The following is an 18,872-nucleotide window of genomic DNA, read 5'->3' as shown; positions in this document are numbered from 1 at the left end:
TTAATGGCAACTAAAAATCGGTGCGATGCAAAAAGTTATTCAGTAGCGCATGCCCCTGTTCACTGAGGATACTTTCCGGGTGGAACTGCACCCCTTCCAGATCCCACTGGCGATGGCGAATGCCCATAATTTCCTGTGTCTCACTGAAAGCCGTGATTTCAAAGCACGCTGGCAATGTGGCGGGGTCGATGAGTAACGAGTGGTAGCGGGTTACCGTGAGCGGATTGTTAAGTCCCCGAAACACCCCCTCTCCCGTATGCGTAATGGGTGAGGTCTTGCCATGCATCACCTGCTTTGCACGGACAATGCGCGCGCCAAAGGCCTGCGCAATGGCCTGATGCCCCAGACAAACGCCAAGGACAGGTAGCACACCCGCGTAGTGGCGGATAACCTCAAGGGAAACGCCGGCTTCATCCGGCGTACAGGGACCAGGGGAGATAACGATTTTTTCGGGAGCGAGCAGCGCGATGTCCGCCAGGGTAATGTCGTCGTTACGTCTGACGTCGACCTGCGCGCCCAGCTCGCAAAAGTATTGATACAGGTTCCAGGTAAAGGAGTCGTAATTGTCGATAAGCAGGATCATGGCGGCCTCGTTACTCTGTGCCGCCCTATTCTACTCCGTTTCGCCTGCTTCGCTTACCACTTTGCCAAAGATGGCCACCAGCCCAACGAGATCGCCCATCGCGCCAGCCTGATTCGCCTCCGCCCACGCCTGTGGGTCGATTCCACGCCAGTCGAGCTGATAACCGGCGTGCAGTGCCAGCTGCTCGAAGAAGATCCGCTGCGTAATACCATTGCCAATACGGAAAGGATGTAACACATTGATTTCGCAATAATAGTGTGCCAGCCGTTCAACAAAGGCTTCCTTTTCAAGCCCCTGTAGCCAGTCCTCACTTTCCAGACTGCGCATCAGCGCATTGCCCTCTTTTTCGATGTAAGCGAAATGGCAAAAGCGGGTATCGCCCTGGTAAATATCCACTTCACGGATTTCACCCGCCCAGTCAAAGACATCCTGGTAGATGTGGCGATGGATCGCACATAAATGTGGCAAACCACGCGCCTGTGGCCCCAGTTCCAGCGTAGCGGCACGCAGTGCGGTCAGCTCCCATGCCGCCTTCTCAAGACGCTGCGCCTGGCGAATTCCCAATACATTACGCATCACGTTAATGCCAGCGTAAAGATACGGGTCGCGGTCATCACCTACTTTATCGCTCATTGCGCCCCCTTAATCTCTGCCAGTCGGGTTTCAATCTCTTCGGCCGTTAGCGTGACCAGTGGACTGTCCACCCCTTCAAGGCGTCGGCTGGCCTGAAAATTGACGTTGCGTTGCTGCTCCCAGAGTCGGGATTTTTGTCGGTCGGTGAGTTTTTTGGTCATTGCGCCTCCCTGATATCTCGTTCATTTGCCACAAGTATAAGCAGCATTTTCGCGTTACGCAGGGAGGAAGCAGCAACACGGGTCAGCATCACCCGTGTTGAAAAGGATTAAGGCAGGACTTTCGCAGAGAGGATAACCACTGGTTTAGACGGCACATTCTGGTAGGGGCCAACGTCATGGGTTGGCACCTGAGAGATTTTATCGGCGACATCCATACCCTTTACAACTTTACCAAACACCGCATAACCGAAATCACGCTGACCGTGGTCGAGGAAGGCGTTATCCGCAACGTTAAGGAAGAACTGGCTGGTCGCGCTGTCTTTATCCGCCGTGCGGGCCATAGAGATAGTGCCACGCGTGTTTCTCAGCCCATTATCGGCTTCGTTTTTAATTGGCGCGTTAGGCTGTTTCTGCTGCATTTGCTCGTTAAAGCCTCCCCCCTGAATCATAAAGCCCGGTATGACGCGGTGGAAGGTGGTGTTGTTGTAAAACCCGCTGTTGACATAATCGACAAAGTTTTTCACCGAAATGGGGGCTTTCTGTTTATCCAGCTCCAGTTCAATGTTGCCAGCGGAGGTGGTGAGCAGAACATGAGGATCGCCTTTTGCCGCGAGCGCGGAAGGGGAGATCGCCGAAAGGGCACATACAGCCGCAAAAGCCGCCAGAGTCGATTTAACCATGAGGTTTCCTTAACGAAATGCAGGTAAGAAAGCAAGTGGCTTGATTCTAAAGAGCAGTCCGCCAGCAGGCCAGCCTTTTACTTAATTTTACGCAATTGAAACAGATGTAAACTGAACTGACCACGCACCGCATGGTCATTCTGTTACCTCCTTCACTTTGCCGGGCGGCTGAACAGCACTTCTTCTCCCCCGCTGTCCATTTGTACCCAACTCTGCGGTAACTGGGTAGTAGCAATAATTCTGCCCTGACGAATAGACCAGCGTACCGGTGACTGGCAGCGTACCGCATCAAAACCACTGCTCACCGGCAGAATAATCAAATTGGCCGGGTTGCCAGTGGCTATGCCGTACTCTTTCACGCCGAAGGTACGGGCGCTGTGGTGGGTGATAAGGTTCAGCCCGGCATCAATTTGCTGGTAGCCCATCAGCTGGCAGACGTGAAGCCCCATATGCAGCACCTGCAGCATATTGCCGGTGCCGAGCGGGTACCAGGGATCAAACACATCATCGTGACCGAAACAGACGTTGATCCCGGCCTCAAGCAACTCCTTCACGCGCGTCACGCCACGGCGTTTAGGATAGTCATCAAAGCGCCCCTGCAGGTGGATATTGACCAGAGGGTTAGCAACAATGTTAATGCCGGAGAGTTTGAGAAGGCGGAACAGACGAGACGTATAGGCGCCGCTGTAGGAGTGCATGGCCGTGGTATGGCTGGCAGTGACGCGCTCGCCCATCGCCATTTTCAGCGCCAGGGCTGCCACGGTTTCCACAAAGCGCGACTGCTCATCGTCAATTTCATCGCAGTGGATGTCCAGCGGACGATCGTATTTCTTTGCCAGTTCAAAGGCGATGTGTAGCGACTCAATGCCGTACTCGCGGGTAAACTCAAAATGCGGGATGGCACCCACTACATCTGCTCCCAGTACCAGGGCTTCTTCCAGTAAGGCTGCACCATTGGGGTAAGAGAGTATTCCCTCCTGGGGGAAGGCGACTATCTGCAGCGTTATCCAGGGCGCCACCTCCTGTCTGACCTCCAGCATCGCTTTCAGCGCGGTCAGACTGGGATCGGAGACATCCACATGGGTGCGCACATACTGGATACCGTTCGCCATCTGCCACTTCAGGGTTTGCCACGCGCGCTGCTTAACATCTTCATGCGTCAGCAGTGCCTTGCGTTCGGCCCAGCGTTCAATACCTTCAAACAGCGTACCCGACTGGTTCCAGGCGGGCTCACCGGCCGTCTGGGTGGTATCGAGGTGGATATGCGGTTCAATGAACGGCGGTAGTGCAAGGCCACCACGCGCATTTAACACTTCATAGCTTTCGTTCTGTACCGCCCCCATCGGCGAGATGTCACCGAAGCGACCCTTCTCAATGGCTATCTGCCATAACCCTTCTCGTCCCGGCAGATGAACGTTCTGGACCAACCAAAGCGGTGCTGCTGACATACCTCTACCCCCTGGGGTTAAGACTGAAACGATGTTTCAGGCAATTGCCATAAATCCACGTTCTTTTTTGTACACAATTTCCGCAAATCTGAAAAGCCTGACAGATCCGGCACTTAGAAAAACCATGAAAAATCAAACATCTACCCATTAAGTGGTAGGTGAAGGTGTAATTGATGTACATCAATAACTACCCCTGCTGAATCGTTAAGGTAGGCAGTAATAGAAAAGAAATCGAGGCAAAAATGAGCAAACTCAAACTCGCTATAATCGGTAACGGCATGGTCGGCCACCGTTTTGTTGAGGATCTTCTCGACAAAGCCGACGCCAGTCAGTTCGATATTACCGTTTTTTGTGAAGAACCCCGTAAAGCCTACGATCGCGTTCACCTGTCTTCCTACTTTTCGCACCACACTGCGGAAGAACTGTCGCTGGTACGTGATGGGTTTTATGAAAAACATGGCGTTAACGTCCTGGTGGGCGAACGTGCCATCACCATTAACCGTCAGGAGAAAGTGATCCACTCCAGCGCCGGTCGTACTGTCTACTATGACAAACTGATTATGGCGACAGGTTCTTACCCGTGGATCCCACCGATCAAGGGTTCCGAAACCCAGGACTGTTTTGTTTACCGCACCATCGAAGATCTGAATGCCATCGAGTCCTGCGCACGTCGCAGCAAACGCGGCGCAGTGGTCGGCGGTGGTCTGCTCGGCCTTGAAGCGGCTGGCGCACTGAAAAACCTGGGCGTAGAAACCCACGTTATCGAATTTGCCCCTATGCTGATGGCGGAACAGCTCGATCAGATGGGTGGCGAACAGCTCAAACGTAAGATCGAAAGCATGGGCGTGCGCGTGCACACCAGCAAAAACACCAAAGAGATCGTTCAGGAAGGGACGAGCGCACGCAAAACCATGCGCTTTGCTGACGGCTCTGACCTTGAAGTTGACTTTATCGTCTTCTCGACCGGTATTCGCCCACGCGACAAACTGGCTACCCAGTGTGGTCTTGAGGTGGCTCAGCGTGGCGGCATCAAAATTAACGATACCTGCCAGACCTCTGACCCGGATATCTACGCCATTGGCGAGTGCGCCAGCTGGGATAATCACGTCTATGGCCTGGTGGCTCCTGGCTACAAAATGGCGCAGGTTGCTGTTGACCATATCCTGGGTAACGCGAACGCCTTCGCCGGCGCAGACATGAGCGCCAAGCTGAAACTGCTGGGCGTGGACGTCGGCGGCATTGGCGATGCGCACGGTCGCACACCTGGTGCTCGCAGTTATGTTTACCTCGATGAAAGCAAAGAGGTCTACAAACGTCTTATCGTCAGCCCGGATAACAAAACCCTGCTCGGTGCCGTGCTGGTGGGTGATACCAGCGACTTCGGTAACCTGCTGCAGCTGGTGCTGAACGCCATTGAACTGCCGGAAAACCCGGACTCGCTGATCCTGCCGGCGCATGCCGGTAGCGGCAAACCGTCCATCGGTGTGGACAAACTGCCGGACAGCGCGCAAATCTGCTCCTGCTTCGACGTTACCAAAGGCATGCTGGTTGCGGCCATCAATAAAGGCTGTCACACCGTTGCGGCGCTGAAAGCCGAAACTAAAGCCGGTACTGGCTGCGGCGGTTGTATCCCGCTGGTCACTCAGGTGCTGAATGCGGAACTGGCAAAACAGGGCATTGAAGTCACCAACAACCTGTGTGAACACTTCGCCTACTCCCGTCAGGAGCTCTACCACCTGATTCGCGTGGAAGGCATTAAGTCCTTCGACGAATTACTGGCAAAATACGGTAAAGGCTACGGTTGTGAGGTCTGTAAACCGACCGTGGGTTCGCTGCTGGCCTCCTGCTGGAACGACTATGTTCTGAAACCCGAACACACGCCGCTGCAGGATACCAACGACAACTTCCTGGCAAACATCCAGAAAGACGGGACCTATTCCGTTATCCCACGTTCTGCGGGTGGCGAAATTACCCCGGAAGGGTTGATGGAAGTGGGCCGTATTGCCCGCGAATTTAACCTTTATACCAAAATCACCGGTTCTCAGCGTATCGGCCTGTTCGGTGCGCAGAAAGATGACCTGCCGGAAATCTGGCGTCAGCTGATTAACGCGGGCTTCGAAACCGGCCACGCCTACGCTAAAGCGCTGCGCATGGCGAAAACCTGCGTCGGCAGCACCTGGTGCCGCTACGGTGTAGGCGACAGCGTGGGCTTTGGCGTCGAGCTGGAAAACCGCTACAAAGGCATTCGTACCCCGCACAAAATGAAGTTTGGGGTCTCCGGCTGTACCCGTGAATGTGCGGAAGCGCAGGGTAAGGACGTGGGCATCATCGCTACGGAAAAAGGCTGGAACCTGTATGTGTGCGGTAACGGCGGTATGAAACCGCGTCACGCGGATCTGCTGGCAGCAGACCTGGACCGTGAAACCCTGCTCAACTACCTTGACCGCTTTATGATGTTCTACATCCGTACCGCAGACAAACTGACTCGTACCGCCTCCTGGCTGGATAACCTGGAAGGCGGCATCGATTACCTGAAAAGCGTCATCATCGACAACAAACTGGGTCTCAACGATCAGCTTGAAGCCGAAATGGCCCGTCTGCGCAACGCGGTTATCTGCGAGTGGACGGAGACTGTGAACAATCCGCAGGCGCAGGTTCGCTTCAGACACTTTATCAACAGCGACAAACGCGACCCGGCGGTGCAGGTGGTGCCAGAGCGTGAACAACATCGTCCGGCCACCCCGTATGAACGTATTCCGGTTATGTTAGTGGAGGAAACCGTATGAGCCAGTGGAACACTATCTGCAAAATCGACGATATCGTCCCGGCAACAGGCGTCTGTGCGCTGCTGAATGACCAGCAGGTGGCCATTTTCCGCCCTCGTCATGACGACCAGGTTTTTGCCATCAGCAACATTGACCCGTTCTTCCAGGCGAGCGTGCTTTCTCGTGGTCTGATTGGCGAGCACAACGGTGACTTGTGGGTCGCCAGCCCGCTGAAAAAACAGCGTTTCCGCTTACGTGACGGGCTCTGTATGGAAGATGAAAGCCGTTCTGTAGCCCATTTCGATGCCCGCGTGAAAGACGGCGTCGTGCAACTTAAAGCGTAATTTTTAGTGGGGGCGCAATGCCCCCGCTTTTTAACATTTTCTTTTTTAACTTTGGGTAATCAACACTATGTTTACAGACACTATTAATAAGTGTGCGGCTAACGCTGCGCGCATTGCACGACTCTCAGCCAATAATCCGCTCTCTTTCTGGATAAGCTCTGCCATGGCGGGGGCTTATGTGGGCTTAGGGATTATTTTAATTTTCACCCTTGGAAACCTGCTCGATCCGTCCGTGCGCCCGCTGGTCATGGGAGCCACTTTCGGCATCGCCTTAACCCTGGTCATTATCGCCGGCTCTGAACTCTTTACCGGTCATACCATGTTCCTGACGCTCGGTGTGAAAGCGGGCACTATCAGCCAGGGCCAGATGTGGACCATCCTGCCACAAACCTGGCTGGGCAATCTGCTGGGTTCAGTTCTGGTTGCGCTGCTTTACAACTGGGGTGGTGGCAGCCTGCTGCCGCTGGATACCAGTCTTGTCCATACCGCTGCGCTGGCCAAAACCAGTGCTCCGGCCGGGGTGCTGTTCTTTAAAGGGGCGCTGTGTAACTGGCTGGTATGCCTCGCTATCTGGATGGCCATTCGTACTGAAGGCGCGGCCAAATTCCTCGCAATCTGGTGGTGTCTGCTGGCATTTATCGCTTCCGGCTATGAGCACTCCGTTGCCAATATGACCCTGTTCGCCCTCTCCTGGTTTGGTCATCACAGCGACGCTTATACCCTCTCCGGTATTGGTCATAACCTGTTGTGGGTCACACTCGGGAATACTTTCTCCGGCGCCGTGTTTATGGGTCTGGGTTACTGGTATGCTACGCCAAAAGCCGAACGCCCTTCCGTAGAGAAGGCAGCGAAGAGCCAACCAATTACAACCAACTAATAAAGACACCAGTAATCGGGTTGCAGCCAATAAAACTGCGGCCCGAAAAATGACGTGTATTTGAGGTGATGTCGTGGACCATTTACCCATTTTTTGTCAACTACGCGAACGCGATTGCCTGTTGGTCGGCGGTGGCGATGTCGCAGAACGTAAAGCCCGACTTTTGATGGATGCTGGTGCACGACTTACCGTGAACTCACGCGCCTTCGTTCCGCAGTTCCATGTCTGGGCGAAGGAAGGCATGCTAAGGCTGGTGGAAGGCGATTTCGATGAAAGTCTGCTCGATCCATGCTGGCTGGTCATTGCCGCAACGGATGACGAAGCGGTTAACCAGCACGTCAGCGATGCGGCTGAATCCCGTCGTATCTTTTGTAACGTGGTCGATGCGCCGAAGCAGGCAAGCTTCATCATGCCCTCAATTATTGATCGCTCCCCTTTGATGGTCGCGGTCTCCTCGGGCGGCACCTCGCCTGTCCTGGCCCGCCTGCTGCGCGAAAAGCTGGAATCGATTCTTCCGCAACACCTGGGGCACGTTGCCCGCTACGCCGGTAAACTGCGCCGGCGCGTGAAAACGCATTTTGCCAGCGTCCCTGAACGTCGTCGTTTCTGGGAAAAGCTGTTTGTTAATGACCGCCTTGCGCAGTCACTGGCGAACCAGGACAGCGTTGCCGTTGAAGCCATTACCGAACAATTGATTGCCGAGCCACTGGATAATCGTGGGGAAGTGGTGCTGGTGGGAGCCGGTCCTGGCGATCCGGGTCTGCTGACGCTCAAAGGTTTGCAGCAGATCCAGCAGGCTGATGTGGTGGTCTATGACCGCCTGGTCTCCGATGAAATCATGAATCTGGTGCGCCGGGACGCGGATCGCGTCTTTGTTGGCAAACGTGCCGGATACCACTGCGTTCCCCAGGAAGAGATAAACCAGATCCTGCTGCACGAAGCGCAACAGGGCAGACGCGTGGTGCGCCTCAAGGGCGGTGATCCGTTTATTTTCGGTCGCGGTGGTGAAGAGCTGGAAACCCTCTGTCATGCGGGAATTCCCTTCTCGGTGGTCCCCGGTATCACTGCCGCCTCCGGCTGCTCCGCCTATTCGGGTATCCCTCTTACCCATCGCGATTATGCGCAGAGCGTGCGGCTGGTAACGGGTCATCTGAAAACCGGTGGCGAGCTGGACTGGGCGAATCTGGCCGCAGAGAAACAGACGCTAGTGTTCTATATGGGCCTGAATCAGGCAGCCACCATTCAGGAAAAACTGATTGAGCACGGTATGCAGGTCGATATGCCGGTGGCGCTGGTGGAAAACGGGACGTCCGTGAAACAGCGCGTGGTGAGCGGCGCGTTGACGCAGCTCGGAGAACTGGCGCAACAGGTGGAGAGCCCGGCGCTGATTATTGTCGGTCGGGTAGTCGGCCTTCGCGACAAGCTTAAGTGGTTCTGACCCATCCAGATAAAGGATCGCCCCGGCGGTCCTTTTTTATATCTATTAATCAGTAAGTTAATAAAAACACTCTGCCAGCCCGCCCTCCAGCTGCTGATTTTGTGATCTCTCTCCACAATACAATTCATCATGTGTTGTTATATTGATTATGTGTCGTCATATAGCAAAGCATCGTTTTACCTCCTGATGGCTACGGCGACCTTTTGACCCTACAACACATTCTAAAAAAGGTATTGATATGGAAAGCCAGGAACTCCAACGCAAGCTGGGCTTTTGGGCCGTGCTTGCTATCGCTGTCGGAACCACCGTCGGCTCCGGTATTTTCGTTTCAGTAGGTGAAGTTGCAAAGGCGGCGGGCACCCCGTGGTTAACCGTGCTGGCGTTCATTGTGGGTGGGCTGATTGTCATTCCGCAGATGTGCGTGTATGCGGAGCTGTCCACGGCCTACCCCGAAAACGGTGCGGATTATGTCTATTTAAAAAATGCCGGCAGTCGCCCGCTGGCATTTTTGTCCGGCTGGGCCAGCTTCTGGGCGAATGATGCTCCTTCACTGTCCATTATGGCGCTGGCGGTTGTCAGCAACCTCGGCTTCCTGATGCCGCTCGACCCGCTGACCGGCAAGCTGGTGGCAACCGCGCTCATCATTATGTTTATGCTGTTGCACCTGCGTTCCGTTGAGGGCGGTGCCGCGTTTCAGACCCTGATTACCATCGCCAAGATCATTCCGTTTACCATTGTTATCGGCATCGGCATTTTCTGGTTCAAAACAGACAATTTCACGGCCCCGTCCGGCGCCGCGACCGTGACTGCCGCCTCCGGCATCATGGCGCTGCTGGCAGGTGTCTCAGCAACCAGTTGGTCTTATACCGGCATGGCGTCAATTTGCTATATGACCGGCGAAATCAAAGACCCTGGCAAGACCATGCCGCGCGCCCTGATTGGCTCCTGCTTACTGGTACTGGTGCTCTATTCGCTGCTGGCGCTTGTTATCTCCGGTCTGATGCCGTTTGAGAAACTGGCCGCCTCGGGAACCCCCATCTCTGATGCACTGACTTATATCCCTGCGCTGGGCAGTATGGCGGGCATCTTTGTAGCGGTCACCGCGATGATCGTCATCCTGGGCTCCCTTTCAAGCTGCGTGATGTACCAGCCGCGTCTGGAGTACGCGATGGCGAAAGATAAGCTCTTTTTCAAATGCTTCGCCCACGTCCATCCCAAATACAACACCCCGGATGTCTCAATTGTTCTCCAGTGCGCGCTCGGGATCTTCTTTATCTTTGTTTCCGACCTGACCAGCCTGCTCGGCTACTTCACGCTGGTAATGTGCTTTAAAAATACCCTCACCTTCGGCTCAATCATCTGGTGTCGCAAACGCGACGACTACAAACCGCTCTGGCGGACACCCATGTTTGGCCTGATGACGTTCCTTGCCATCTGCTCAAGCCTGATCCTTGTCGCCTCCACTTTTGTCTGGGCGCCCATTCCTGGTCTGGTCTGCGCCCTGATTGTTATCGCCACCGGCTTGCCCGCCTACGCCTTCTGGGAAAGGCGCAATCGTCGTCTGGCCGCACTTTCGTAAACCCATCTGGAGAAACGTTACATGTTGAATATTGATAAAAGCACCGTGGACTTCCTGGTCACTGAAAATATGGTGGCAGAAGTAGAGAAAGTTCTGCAGCAGGACGTTCCTCGCGTTCATGGCATTGTCGATGAGATGATCCGTCGTGATATCGACCGAATCTACTTCGTTGCCTGCGGATCGCCGCTAAATGCGGCGCAAACGGCGAAGCACCTTGCAGATCGTTTTTCAGATCTTCAGGTTTATGCTCTCTCCGGCTGGGAGTTCTGCGATAACACGCCGTACCGTCTGGATAGCCGCTGTGCCGTGATCGGCGTGTCGGATTACGGCAAAACCGAAGAGGTCATTAAAGCGCTGGAACTGGGCCGGGCCTGTGGCGCACTCACCGCTGCTTTCACCAAAAAAGCGGATAGCCCTATCACCGAGCCGGTGGAGTATGTGGTGGATTACCAGGCCGACTGCATCTGGGAAATTCACTTGCTGCTCTGCTATAGCGTGGTGCTGGAGATGATTACCCGCCGCGCACCGCACGCCGAAATCGGCAAGATCAAAACCGACCTGCAAAAACTGCCCCAGGCGCTGGGCCATTTGGTGCGCAACTGGGAAGAGAAAGGCCGTCAGTTGGGTGAGCAGGCAAGCGCATGGCCGATGATCTACACCGTGTCTGCCGGGCCGCTGCGTCCATTGGGCTACAAAGAGGGGATTGTCACCCTGATGGAGTTTACCTGGACCCACGGTTCAGTCATCGAGAGCGGCGAATTCCGTCATGGTCCGCTCGAAGTCGTTGAACCCGGCGTTCCCTTCCTCTTCCTGCTGGGTAACGACGAAAGTCGCCACACCACCGAACGCGCCATTCGCTTCGTGAAAGCGCGTACCGATAACGTCATCGTCATTGATTACGCCGACATTGCCCGGGGGCTGCACCCGTGGCTGGCGCCGTTCCTGATGTTCGTGCCTATGGAGTGGCTCTGCTACTACCTGTCCATCTACAAAGATCACAACCCGGATGAACGCCGCTATTACGGCGGTCTGGTTGAATATTGATTTTATCTGGCCGGTCCGTCAGAGACCGGCTTTCTTTAAAAGGAGAACAGCAATGAAAACAGGCATGTTTACCTGCGGTCACCAGCGTTTACCGATTGAAGACGCCTTTCGCGACGCGCATGAACTGGGCTATGACGGTATTGAGCTGTGGGGCGGGCGTCCGCACGCCTTCGCACCCGATCTGAAAGCGGGCGGGATTAAGCACATCAAAGCCCTCGCCCGAACTTATGATTTACCGATCATTGGCTATACCCCGGAAACCAACGGCTATCCGTGGAACATGATGCTGGGTGACGAGAGGATGCGCCGCGAGAGTCTCGACATGATTAAACTGGCAATGGACATGGCCAAAGAGATGAACGCAGGCTTTACGCTCATTTCTGCCGCGCACGCAGGGTATCTGACGACACCGGATATTATCTGGCAGCGCCTCGCCGATAATCTGCGCGAGCTGTGCGACTATGCGCAGGAGATTGATATGGATTTGGTGCTTGAACCGCTTACGCCGTATGAATCAAACGTGGTCTGCAACGCCAATGACGTACTGCGCGCCTTCTCCCTTGTTCCGTCACCCCATCTGTACAGCATGATAGATATCTGCGCCCCCTGGGTGCAGGGCGAGCCGGTCATGAGCTATTTCACCAAGCTTGGCGATAAGCTCCGCCACCTGCATATCGTCGACAGCGATGGGGCAAGCGATAGCCACTACATTCCTGGGGAAGGAAAGATGCCGCTAACGGAGCTGATGCGCGATGTTATTGCCAGCGGCTACAAAGGTTATTGCACGATAGAGCTGGTGACTATGTACATGAATGAGCCGCGGCTGTTCGCCCGCCAGGCGCTGGAACGCTTTCGCGCCTTACTACCGGAGGCCGTCGCATGAAAAGGCTGGTAACCCTCGGCGATAACTGCGTCGATATCTATCCTCACCTGGGCAAAGCGTTTTCCGGCGGCAATGCGGTAAACGTAGCGGTTTACAGCACCCGCTACGGTATGCAACCCGGCTGTATTACCTGGGTAGGGGAAGATGAGTACGGGCGGATGCTGAAAGCGGATTTGGTCAGAACAGGTATCGACACCAGCCACGTGCACGTCAAATGCGGCATCACGGCACAAACGCAGGTGGAGATGAAAGGTAACGATCGGGTGCTTGGTGATTACACTGAAGGCGTCATGGCAGATTTTACGCTGGAAGAGAGCGATTTTGCCTGGCTTGATAGCTTTGACATCGTGCACTCCGCTATCTGGGGACATGCGGAGATGGCCTTTCCCCGTCTGCACGCCGCAGGTAAGCTCACCGCCTTCGATTTCGCCGATAAATGGGACAGCCCGCTCTGGCAGACGCTTTTACCCCATCTGGACGTTGTTTTCGCCTCGGCGCAGCAGGAAGACGCGGCATTACGGGAAAGGATGCAGGAGAGTGTGGCGCGGGGTGCCGGCACGATGATTGTGACGTTGGGTGAAAACGGCAGCATTGCCTGGGATGGCAGGCAGTTCTGGCGTCAGGCTGCTCTTGCGGTAAACGTGGTCGATACCATGGGAGCAGGCGATTCGTATATTGCAGGCTTCCTGTGTGCCGTCGCCAGCGACCGCACGCTTGTAGAGTGCATGGCGCAGGGAACGCAGAGTGCGGCACGCACCATTCAATACCACGGCGCATGGTAGTTAAACGCAGGCATGAGTGATGGCAACTTCATGCCTGCGCGCTATGACTGGCTGATAAACAACCCTATAATCGCTCTATTCTCTTCTTATCAGGGTTGAGTCATGCCAGCTTTGGATCGCTATTCTCATCAATTACTCTATGCCACGGTACGCCAGCGTTTACTGGATGATATTGCGCAGGGCATCTACAAAGCCGGGCAGCAGATCCCGACCGAAACCGAACTGTGTACGCTTTATAATGTAAGCCGGATCACGATACGTAAAGCCATCAGCGATCTGGTGTCGGATGGGGTGCTGATTCGCTGGCAGGGTAAAGGCACCTTCGTACAGAGCCAAAAGGTGGAGAACGCGCTCCTGACCGTGAGTGGTTTTACAGACTTTGGGGTATCGCAAGGCAAACCGACCAAAGAGAAAGTGATTGAGCAGGCCCGGATAAACGCAGCGCCCTTTTGCGAGAAGCTCAACATCCCCGGAAACGGCGAGGTCTTCCACTTAAGCCGGGTAATGTATCTCGACAAAGAGCCTTTGTTTATCGACAGCTCCTGGATCCCACTGTCACGCTACCCGGCATTTGATGAGAATTACCGTGAAGGCATCTCGACCTACCAGATCTTTCAAAAACATTACGACACCCAGGTTATCAGCGATAACAAAACGATCGACATCTTTGCAGCGACCCGTACTCAGGCCAAATGGCTAAAATGCGAACTCGGGGAGCCGCTGTTTCGCATCAGTAAAATCGCGTTTGATCAGAATGATAAACCGGTACACGTGTCGGAACTGTTTTGTCGCGCTAACCGCGTTACGCTCACCATTGATAACCATCGACATTAAGCTGCGCCGATAAGACGAAAAAAGAGGGCCGTAGCCCTCTTCATCATGTCGATGTCGCGATTACGGCTTGCCGACAAACCCGATGGCGTCATAAACGGCTTTTAAGGTCCGGGAGGCATGGGCGCTGGCTTTCTCTGCACCCTCTTTCATGATCTTCTGCAGGAAAGCTTCATCGTTACGGTAACGATGGTAGCGCTCCTGAAGCTCAGTCAGCATGCCGGAAACGGCATCCGCCACTTCCCCTTTCAGATGACCATACATCTTGCCTTCAAAGTGCTGTTCCAGCTCAGGAATGCTCTGGCCCGTCACACCGGAGAGAATATCAAGCAGGTTAGAGACCCCCGCTTTCTCTTTGACGTCATAACGGACAACGGGTGGCTCATCGCCATCGGTCATCGCGCGTTTGATTTTCTTAACGACCGATTTCGGATCTTCCAGCAGGCCTATCACGTTATTACGGTTATCGTCAGACTTGGACATCTTTTTGGTCGGTTCCAGCAGGGACATCACGCGGGCACCGGATTTAGGGATGAAGGGTTCCGGCACTTTAAAGACGTCACCGTAAATCGCATTGAAACGCTGCGCGATATCGCGGCTCAGCTCAAGATGCTGTTTCTGATCTTCACCCACCGGCACCAGGTTGGTCTGGTACAACAAAATGTCCGCCGCCATCAGCACCGGGTAGTCAAACAGACCGGCGTTAATGTTTTCGGAGTAGCGTGCTGATTTGTCTTTGAACTGCGTCATGCGGCTCAGTTCGCCGAAATAGGTGTAACAGTTCAGCGCCCAGCCGAGCTGCGCATGTTCTGGCGCATGGGACTGAACAAAGATGGTGCTTTTCTCAGGATCGATACCACAGGCCAGATAGAGCGCCAGGGTGTCCAGGGTGGCTTTACGCAACTTCTCAGGGTCCTGACGCGCAGTGATGGCATGCAGATCGACGATGCAATAGATGCAGTGGTAATCATCCTGCATGTTTACCCACTGTCGCAGCGCACCCATGTAGTTACCAATGGTCAATTCACCTGAGGGCTGTGCGCCACTAAATACGATGGGCTTAGTCATGTTTCACGTCCTGATTTTCACTGTGCGAAAGCCCGAGAGCGGGCAGTAATTCGTTAAAGCGGTCGTATACATAGTCCGGCTCGCTTAACGTAATAGCTTCGCCGTAATTGTAACCATAAGTCAGCCCCACGGAGCAACATCCTGCCGCCTGAGCTGCCTGAATATCGTTACGGGAATCCCCAACAAACAGTAGCTGGTCAGGCGTCAGACCCAGCTTTTCTGCCACCAACAGCAACGGCTCCGGATGGGGCTTTTTGTTCTTCACGTCATCACCGCCGATGACGTGGCTGAAATAGTGGGCAATGCCGAGTGCTTCGAGCAAAGGCGCGACAAACGGTGTGGGCTTATTGGTTACCAGCGCCAGCGGCAAACCTTGCGCATAGAGAACCTCGAGCGTTTCGGCCACATCCGGGAACAGGAAGCTCCCCGCTTCAACCGACTCAGCGTAGTAGCGGTCAAACAGCTTACGCAGCATGAAAGCCTGCTCGTCTTCTGGAATATCCGCCGCGTTAACCGCTGGTTTACCCGATGCGGCACGCTGCGCATTGCGCTCCTGTAATGACCAGGCCAGTGCGCGCGACATCAGCACATCGGCGCCGTTACCAATCCAGGTAATGACCCGCTCCTCACCCGCCTGTGGCAGTTCGAGTGCATACAGCGCGTTATCGACTGCTGCGGTTAAACCCGGTGCGCTGTCAACCAGCGTCCCGTCGAGGTCAAAGGCTACCCCGCGAATTGCCTGCAATTTATCCATGACTTACCTTTGCCAGTTCACTGCGCATCTCATCAATCACTTTCTTGTAGTCCGGCTGACCAAAAACTGCAGAGCCAGCAACAAACATATCCGCACCAGCAGCAGCGATTTCACGGATATTACTCGCCTTCACCCCCCCATCTACTTCAAGACGGATGTCAAACCCTGAGGCGTCAATACGGCGACGCACTTCACGCAGTTTATCCAGCGTATGCGGAATGAAGGACTGCCCACCGAAACCGGGGTTCACGGACATCAGCAAAATGACGTCCAGCTTATCCATGACATAATCCAGATAACTCAGCGGCGTGGCCGGGTTAAAGACCAGTCCTGCTTTGCAGCCATGTTCTTTAATGAGCTGCAGGGTGCGGTCAACGTGTTCTGATGCTTCCGGGTGAAAGGTGATAATGCTTGCGCCCGCATCAGCAAAATCCGGGACCAGACGATCAACGGGTTTCACCATCAGGTGCACATCAATAGGTGCGGTGATGCCGTAGTTACGCAGTGCTTTCAGAACCATCGGCCCGATAGTCAGATTGGGCACGTAATGGTTATCCATCACATCAAAATGCACCACATCTCCACCAGCAGCCAGCGCATTGGCCGTGTCCTCTCCCAGACGAGCAAAGTCAGCCGAGAGAATCGAAGGGGCAATCAAATACTGTGTCATCCGCATCTCCTTGAGAAGAAAATAAAGTCATTTTACCGGCTAAGGTGAACGCGTAACGACGGCGATTAAACAGGGCTACACGGTCGTCGGGCGATACAGCGCCAGTAATTCATCCACCTTTTTGCGTGTACCACCGTTGCTGCTGATGCTGCGCCGCACTTTCACCACATGCAGTTTTGCCTGACTGTACCATTCACGGGTGAGCGCCGTGTCATGGTTGGAAATCAAAACCGGAATTCGATTACTTACCAGGCTCTCAGCAATGGAGGCCAGATGGGCCTGCTGTTCAAGGGTAAAACTGTTGGTGTGATAAGCCGTGAAGTTCGCCGTCGCAGAAAGGGGGGCGTACGGCGGATCGCAATACACCACGGAACTGGCATCCGCACGCGCCATGCTGTCAGCGTAAGATTCGCAGTAGAAAAAGGCATTCTGCGCTTTTTGCGCAAAATGATACAACTCTGCTTCCGGGAAGTAGGGCTTTTTGTAACGACCAAAAGGTACGTTAAATTCGCCACGCAAATTGTAGCGACATAAACCGTTGTAACCGTGGCGGTTGAGATACAAAAATAACGCCGCACGACGGAGCGGGTCGCGGCTCTGATTAAACTCGCTGCGAAGCTGGTAGTAGATTTCCGATTGATTGTTATCGGGCGTAAAAAGCGCCCTTGCGGCGTCCACATAACCGTCAACATTTTCTTTGACGATATTGTAAAGGCTAATCAGATCGCTGTTGATATCCGCAAGGATATAACGGGAATATGAAGTATTGAGGAAAACAGAACCCGCACCGACAAAGGGTTCAATAAGACAATCGCCCGAGGGCAGATGTCGTTCAATATCGGTAAGCAGGGGGTACTTCCCCCCTGCCCATTTCAGAAAAGCGCGATTTTTTTTCATGCTGGATGATTGATTACACTCTCTCCGGCTGTGGAGACAGCTCCGACAGCATCCTGCGCTTTAAACATTACTTAAGATCGGCCTGCACCTGGTGCAGCGGCTTCGCCCACGGATTTTTCGCCTGTACATCTGATGGCAGAGTTGCCACTGCGCGCTTGGCGTCTTCTTTTGAGGCATAAACGCCACTTACCAGCACATACCAGGGCTGACCGTTACGGGTCGTCTGATAAACCACAAAGTTTTTCAGATTTTCTTTCTTCGCCCAGGCATTCAGATTGGTGGAATTAGACGAGCTGCTCAGCTGCAAAGTGTAGTGGCTGCCCGGTGCCGACTTCAGCGAACCGACATTGCCGGTCGCGCCCGCGCCTGCCGAAGGTGCTGCAGCCGTTGCTGTTGGCGCAGCCGTAGACGCTGGCGCTTTCGGAGCGGCGGTAGAAACAGGGGCTTTCGGAGCAGCAGTTGACGCAGGTGGCGTTTTAACGGGTGCAGCCGCTACGCTTTCAGTGCGTTTAGGTTGTTGAGCAGCCGGAGGCGTAACCGTCTTAGGCTCAGCTTTCGCAACGGGTTGCTTAACCTGGGGTTTAGGCTCAATAACCATCTGCTTACGTTCAGGACGCGCGCTGCTGCTATTATTTTCAGCCGTGGCGTGTGCTGCATTGCTGTTACCACCGCGTACCGGTGCAACGGTTGCAGGTTCAGTGGGCAGGGTACTGTTCGCCACCGCATTATTGAGCTGCGCCTGATCCTGCGGTGAAGATAATGCGCTGTTTAAATCACCCTGCACTTCAAGACGCTGCTGACCTTCCGGTGTTGCAGAAGCCTGGCTTTGTGACGGGGTGGAGGAGATGGGCGGCAGGGAGACATCGCGTGACGTATTCGCGTTAGCCGCAGTGTCCTGAGCCGGGGTATTACCTGGTGCCGGTTGCGCACCGTTCGCCTGATCAGCAGCGGCATTCGTGCCATTGCCGGAGAGATCGATATTTTTTTCCGTTGATGCGGAGTCACCAGCTGCAGGGGTGGACGGTGCCTTAAGGGAAGAACCGATTCCCACAATGAGCAGCAGGAGCACCAGAATACCCACGCCCATCATCACATACTGGCGTGAAGCAGGCTTCGCGGCTACGGCTTTTTTACGCTTGCGCGGACGGCGTTCTGCACGCTCCTCGTCAAGTGACTCTTCTTCCGCTTCGTAATCTTCTTCGTACTCCTCGCGCTCATCACGCGCTTTACGTGCACGTGAAGGACGACGATCGTCTGCATCGACATCAACATCATCAAAGTTGATCTGCGGATCATCGATACGTTCAGAAGATTGACGAGAACGACCAGTACGACGATCGCTTGGATCGGGTTTCAGATCGTCTTCTGGTTTGAATTCATCCATTTAACACCCCACTCAAAGGCTTATGCCAACCACCTGTGCATAAAGCCCGAC

At 54.4% G+C, this 18,872-nt stretch carries 19 protein-coding genes; 9 read left to right on the top strand and 10 right to left on the bottom strand.

Annotated elements, in window-relative coordinates; all coding sequences use genetic code 11:
* Window positions 1-10 precede the first annotated feature (10 nt).
* The 5 genes from pabA to KXR87_RS13815 all read right to left on the bottom strand — a co-directional run bounded on the left by pabA (window position 11) and on the right by KXR87_RS13815 (window position 3,505).
* Window positions 11-583: an aminodeoxychorismate synthase component 2 gene (gene pabA, locus KXR87_RS13835; protein ID WP_437432821.1), complete on the bottom strand. Its 573-nt coding sequence runs from the start codon at window positions 581-583 to the stop codon at window positions 11-13.
* Window positions 584-613: 30 nt separating this feature from the next.
* A complete protein-coding gene (locus tag KXR87_RS13830) occupies window positions 614-1,216 on the bottom strand; it encodes a putative adenosine monophosphate-protein transferase Fic (protein ID WP_437432820.1) in 603 nt (200 codons plus the stop codon).
* Window positions 1,213-1,377 carry a YhfG family protein gene (locus KXR87_RS13825; RefSeq protein WP_437432819.1) on the bottom strand — a complete coding sequence of 55 codons (165 nt, stop codon included), beginning with the start codon at window positions 1,375-1,377 and terminating at the stop codon, window positions 1,213-1,215. Before KXR87_RS13825 ends, KXR87_RS13830 begins: the two co-directional genes overlap by 4 nt.
* Window positions 1,378-1,484: 107 nt before the next feature.
* On the bottom strand, window positions 1,485-2,057 hold the full coding sequence (gene ppiA / locus KXR87_RS13820) for a peptidylprolyl isomerase A (RefSeq protein ID WP_437432818.1): 573 nt from the start codon (window positions 2,055-2,057) through the stop codon (window positions 1,485-1,487).
* A 152-nt stretch (window positions 2,058-2,209) separates the two neighbouring features.
* Window positions 2,210-3,505: a cytosine deaminase gene (locus KXR87_RS13815; protein WP_437432817.1), complete on the bottom strand. Its 1,296-nt coding sequence runs from the start codon at window positions 3,503-3,505 to the stop codon at window positions 2,210-2,212.
* Window positions 3,506-3,747: 242 nt separating this feature from the next.
* Between KXR87_RS13815 and nirB the strand changes: the two genes are divergently transcribed.
* The 9 genes from nirB to KXR87_RS13770 all read left to right on the top strand — a co-directional run bounded on the left by nirB (window position 3,748) and on the right by KXR87_RS13770 (window position 14,051).
* Entirely contained in the window at window positions 3,748-6,291 is a 2,544-nt protein-coding gene (gene nirB / locus KXR87_RS13810) for a nitrite reductase large subunit NirB (RefSeq protein WP_437432816.1), read from the top strand.
* Window positions 6,288-6,614 carry a nitrite reductase small subunit NirD gene (gene nirD / locus KXR87_RS13805; protein ID WP_437432815.1) on the top strand — a complete coding sequence of 109 codons (327 nt, stop codon included), beginning with the start codon at window positions 6,288-6,290 and terminating at the stop codon, window positions 6,612-6,614. The genes nirB and nirD overlap by 4 nt, the downstream gene beginning before the upstream one ends.
* A gap of 67 nt (window positions 6,615-6,681) precedes the next feature.
* Complete coding sequence (gene nirC / locus KXR87_RS13800; RefSeq protein WP_437432814.1) at window positions 6,682-7,491, top strand: nitrite transporter NirC; 810 nt, start codon at window positions 6,682-6,684, stop codon at window positions 7,489-7,491.
* A gap of 73 nt (window positions 7,492-7,564) precedes the next feature.
* Window positions 7,565-8,929 (top strand): siroheme synthase CysG, encoded by a 1,365-nt coding sequence (cysG, locus tag KXR87_RS13795; RefSeq protein ID WP_437432813.1) that lies wholly within the window; start codon window positions 7,565-7,567, stop codon window positions 8,927-8,929.
* Window positions 8,930-9,167: 238 nt separating this feature from the next.
* Complete coding sequence (gene frlA / locus KXR87_RS13790) at window positions 9,168-10,508, top strand: fructoselysine/psicoselysine transporter FrlA (RefSeq protein ID WP_437432812.1); 1,341 nt, start codon at window positions 9,168-9,170, stop codon at window positions 10,506-10,508.
* A 21-nt stretch (window positions 10,509-10,529) separates the two neighbouring features.
* Complete coding sequence (gene frlB / locus KXR87_RS13785) at window positions 10,530-11,552, top strand: fructoselysine 6-phosphate deglycase (RefSeq protein WP_437432811.1); 1,023 nt, start codon at window positions 10,530-10,532, stop codon at window positions 11,550-11,552.
* A gap of 52 nt (window positions 11,553-11,604) precedes the next feature.
* Window positions 11,605-12,435, top strand: a complete 831-nt coding sequence (gene frlC / locus KXR87_RS13780; RefSeq protein WP_437432810.1) for a fructoselysine 3-epimerase — start codon at window positions 11,605-11,607, stop codon at window positions 12,433-12,435.
* A complete protein-coding gene (frlD, locus tag KXR87_RS13775; RefSeq protein ID WP_437432809.1) occupies window positions 12,432-13,217 on the top strand; it encodes a fructoselysine 6-kinase in 786 nt (261 codons plus the stop codon). Before frlC ends, frlD begins: the two co-directional genes overlap by 4 nt.
* 102 nt (window positions 13,218-13,319) lie before the next feature.
* Window positions 13,320-14,051, top strand: a complete 732-nt coding sequence (locus tag KXR87_RS13770) for a GntR family transcriptional regulator (protein WP_437432808.1) — start codon at window positions 13,320-13,322, stop codon at window positions 14,049-14,051.
* A gap of 60 nt (window positions 14,052-14,111) precedes the next feature.
* Here the strand turns inward: KXR87_RS13770 and trpS are convergent, their stop codons facing one another.
* The 5 genes from trpS to damX form a co-directional block, all read right to left on the bottom strand.
* Window positions 14,112-15,116 (bottom strand): tryptophan--tRNA ligase, encoded by a 1,005-nt coding sequence (trpS, locus tag KXR87_RS13765; RefSeq protein WP_437432807.1) that lies wholly within the window; start codon window positions 15,114-15,116, stop codon window positions 14,112-14,114.
* Complete coding sequence (gene gph, locus KXR87_RS13760) at window positions 15,109-15,870, bottom strand: phosphoglycolate phosphatase (protein ID WP_437432806.1); 762 nt, start codon at window positions 15,868-15,870, stop codon at window positions 15,109-15,111. Before gph ends, trpS begins: the two co-directional genes overlap by 8 nt.
* Entirely contained in the window at window positions 15,863-16,540 is a 678-nt protein-coding gene (gene rpe, locus KXR87_RS13755; RefSeq protein WP_437432805.1) for a ribulose-phosphate 3-epimerase, read from the bottom strand. The genes gph and rpe overlap by 8 nt, the downstream gene beginning before the upstream one ends.
* 75 nt (window positions 16,541-16,615) lie before the next feature.
* Window positions 16,616-17,437: an adenine-specific DNA-methyltransferase gene (gene dam, locus KXR87_RS13750; RefSeq protein WP_437432804.1), complete on the bottom strand. Its 822-nt coding sequence runs from the start codon at window positions 17,435-17,437 to the stop codon at window positions 16,616-16,618.
* A 67-nt stretch (window positions 17,438-17,504) separates the two neighbouring features.
* The gene (gene damX, locus KXR87_RS13745) at window positions 17,505-18,821 is read right to left on the bottom strand and encodes a cell division protein DamX (RefSeq protein WP_437432803.1); all 1,317 of its coding nucleotides are present in this window, start codon (window positions 18,819-18,821) and stop codon (window positions 17,505-17,507) included.
* Window positions 18,822-18,872 lie beyond the last annotated feature (51 nt).

This window comes from Yokenella regensburgei (genome assembly GCF_051486985.1).
Taxonomy (GTDB): domain Bacteria; phylum Pseudomonadota; class Gammaproteobacteria; order Enterobacterales; family Enterobacteriaceae; genus CBFFRJ01.
This window is presented reverse-complemented; position numbering and strand designations above follow the sequence as displayed.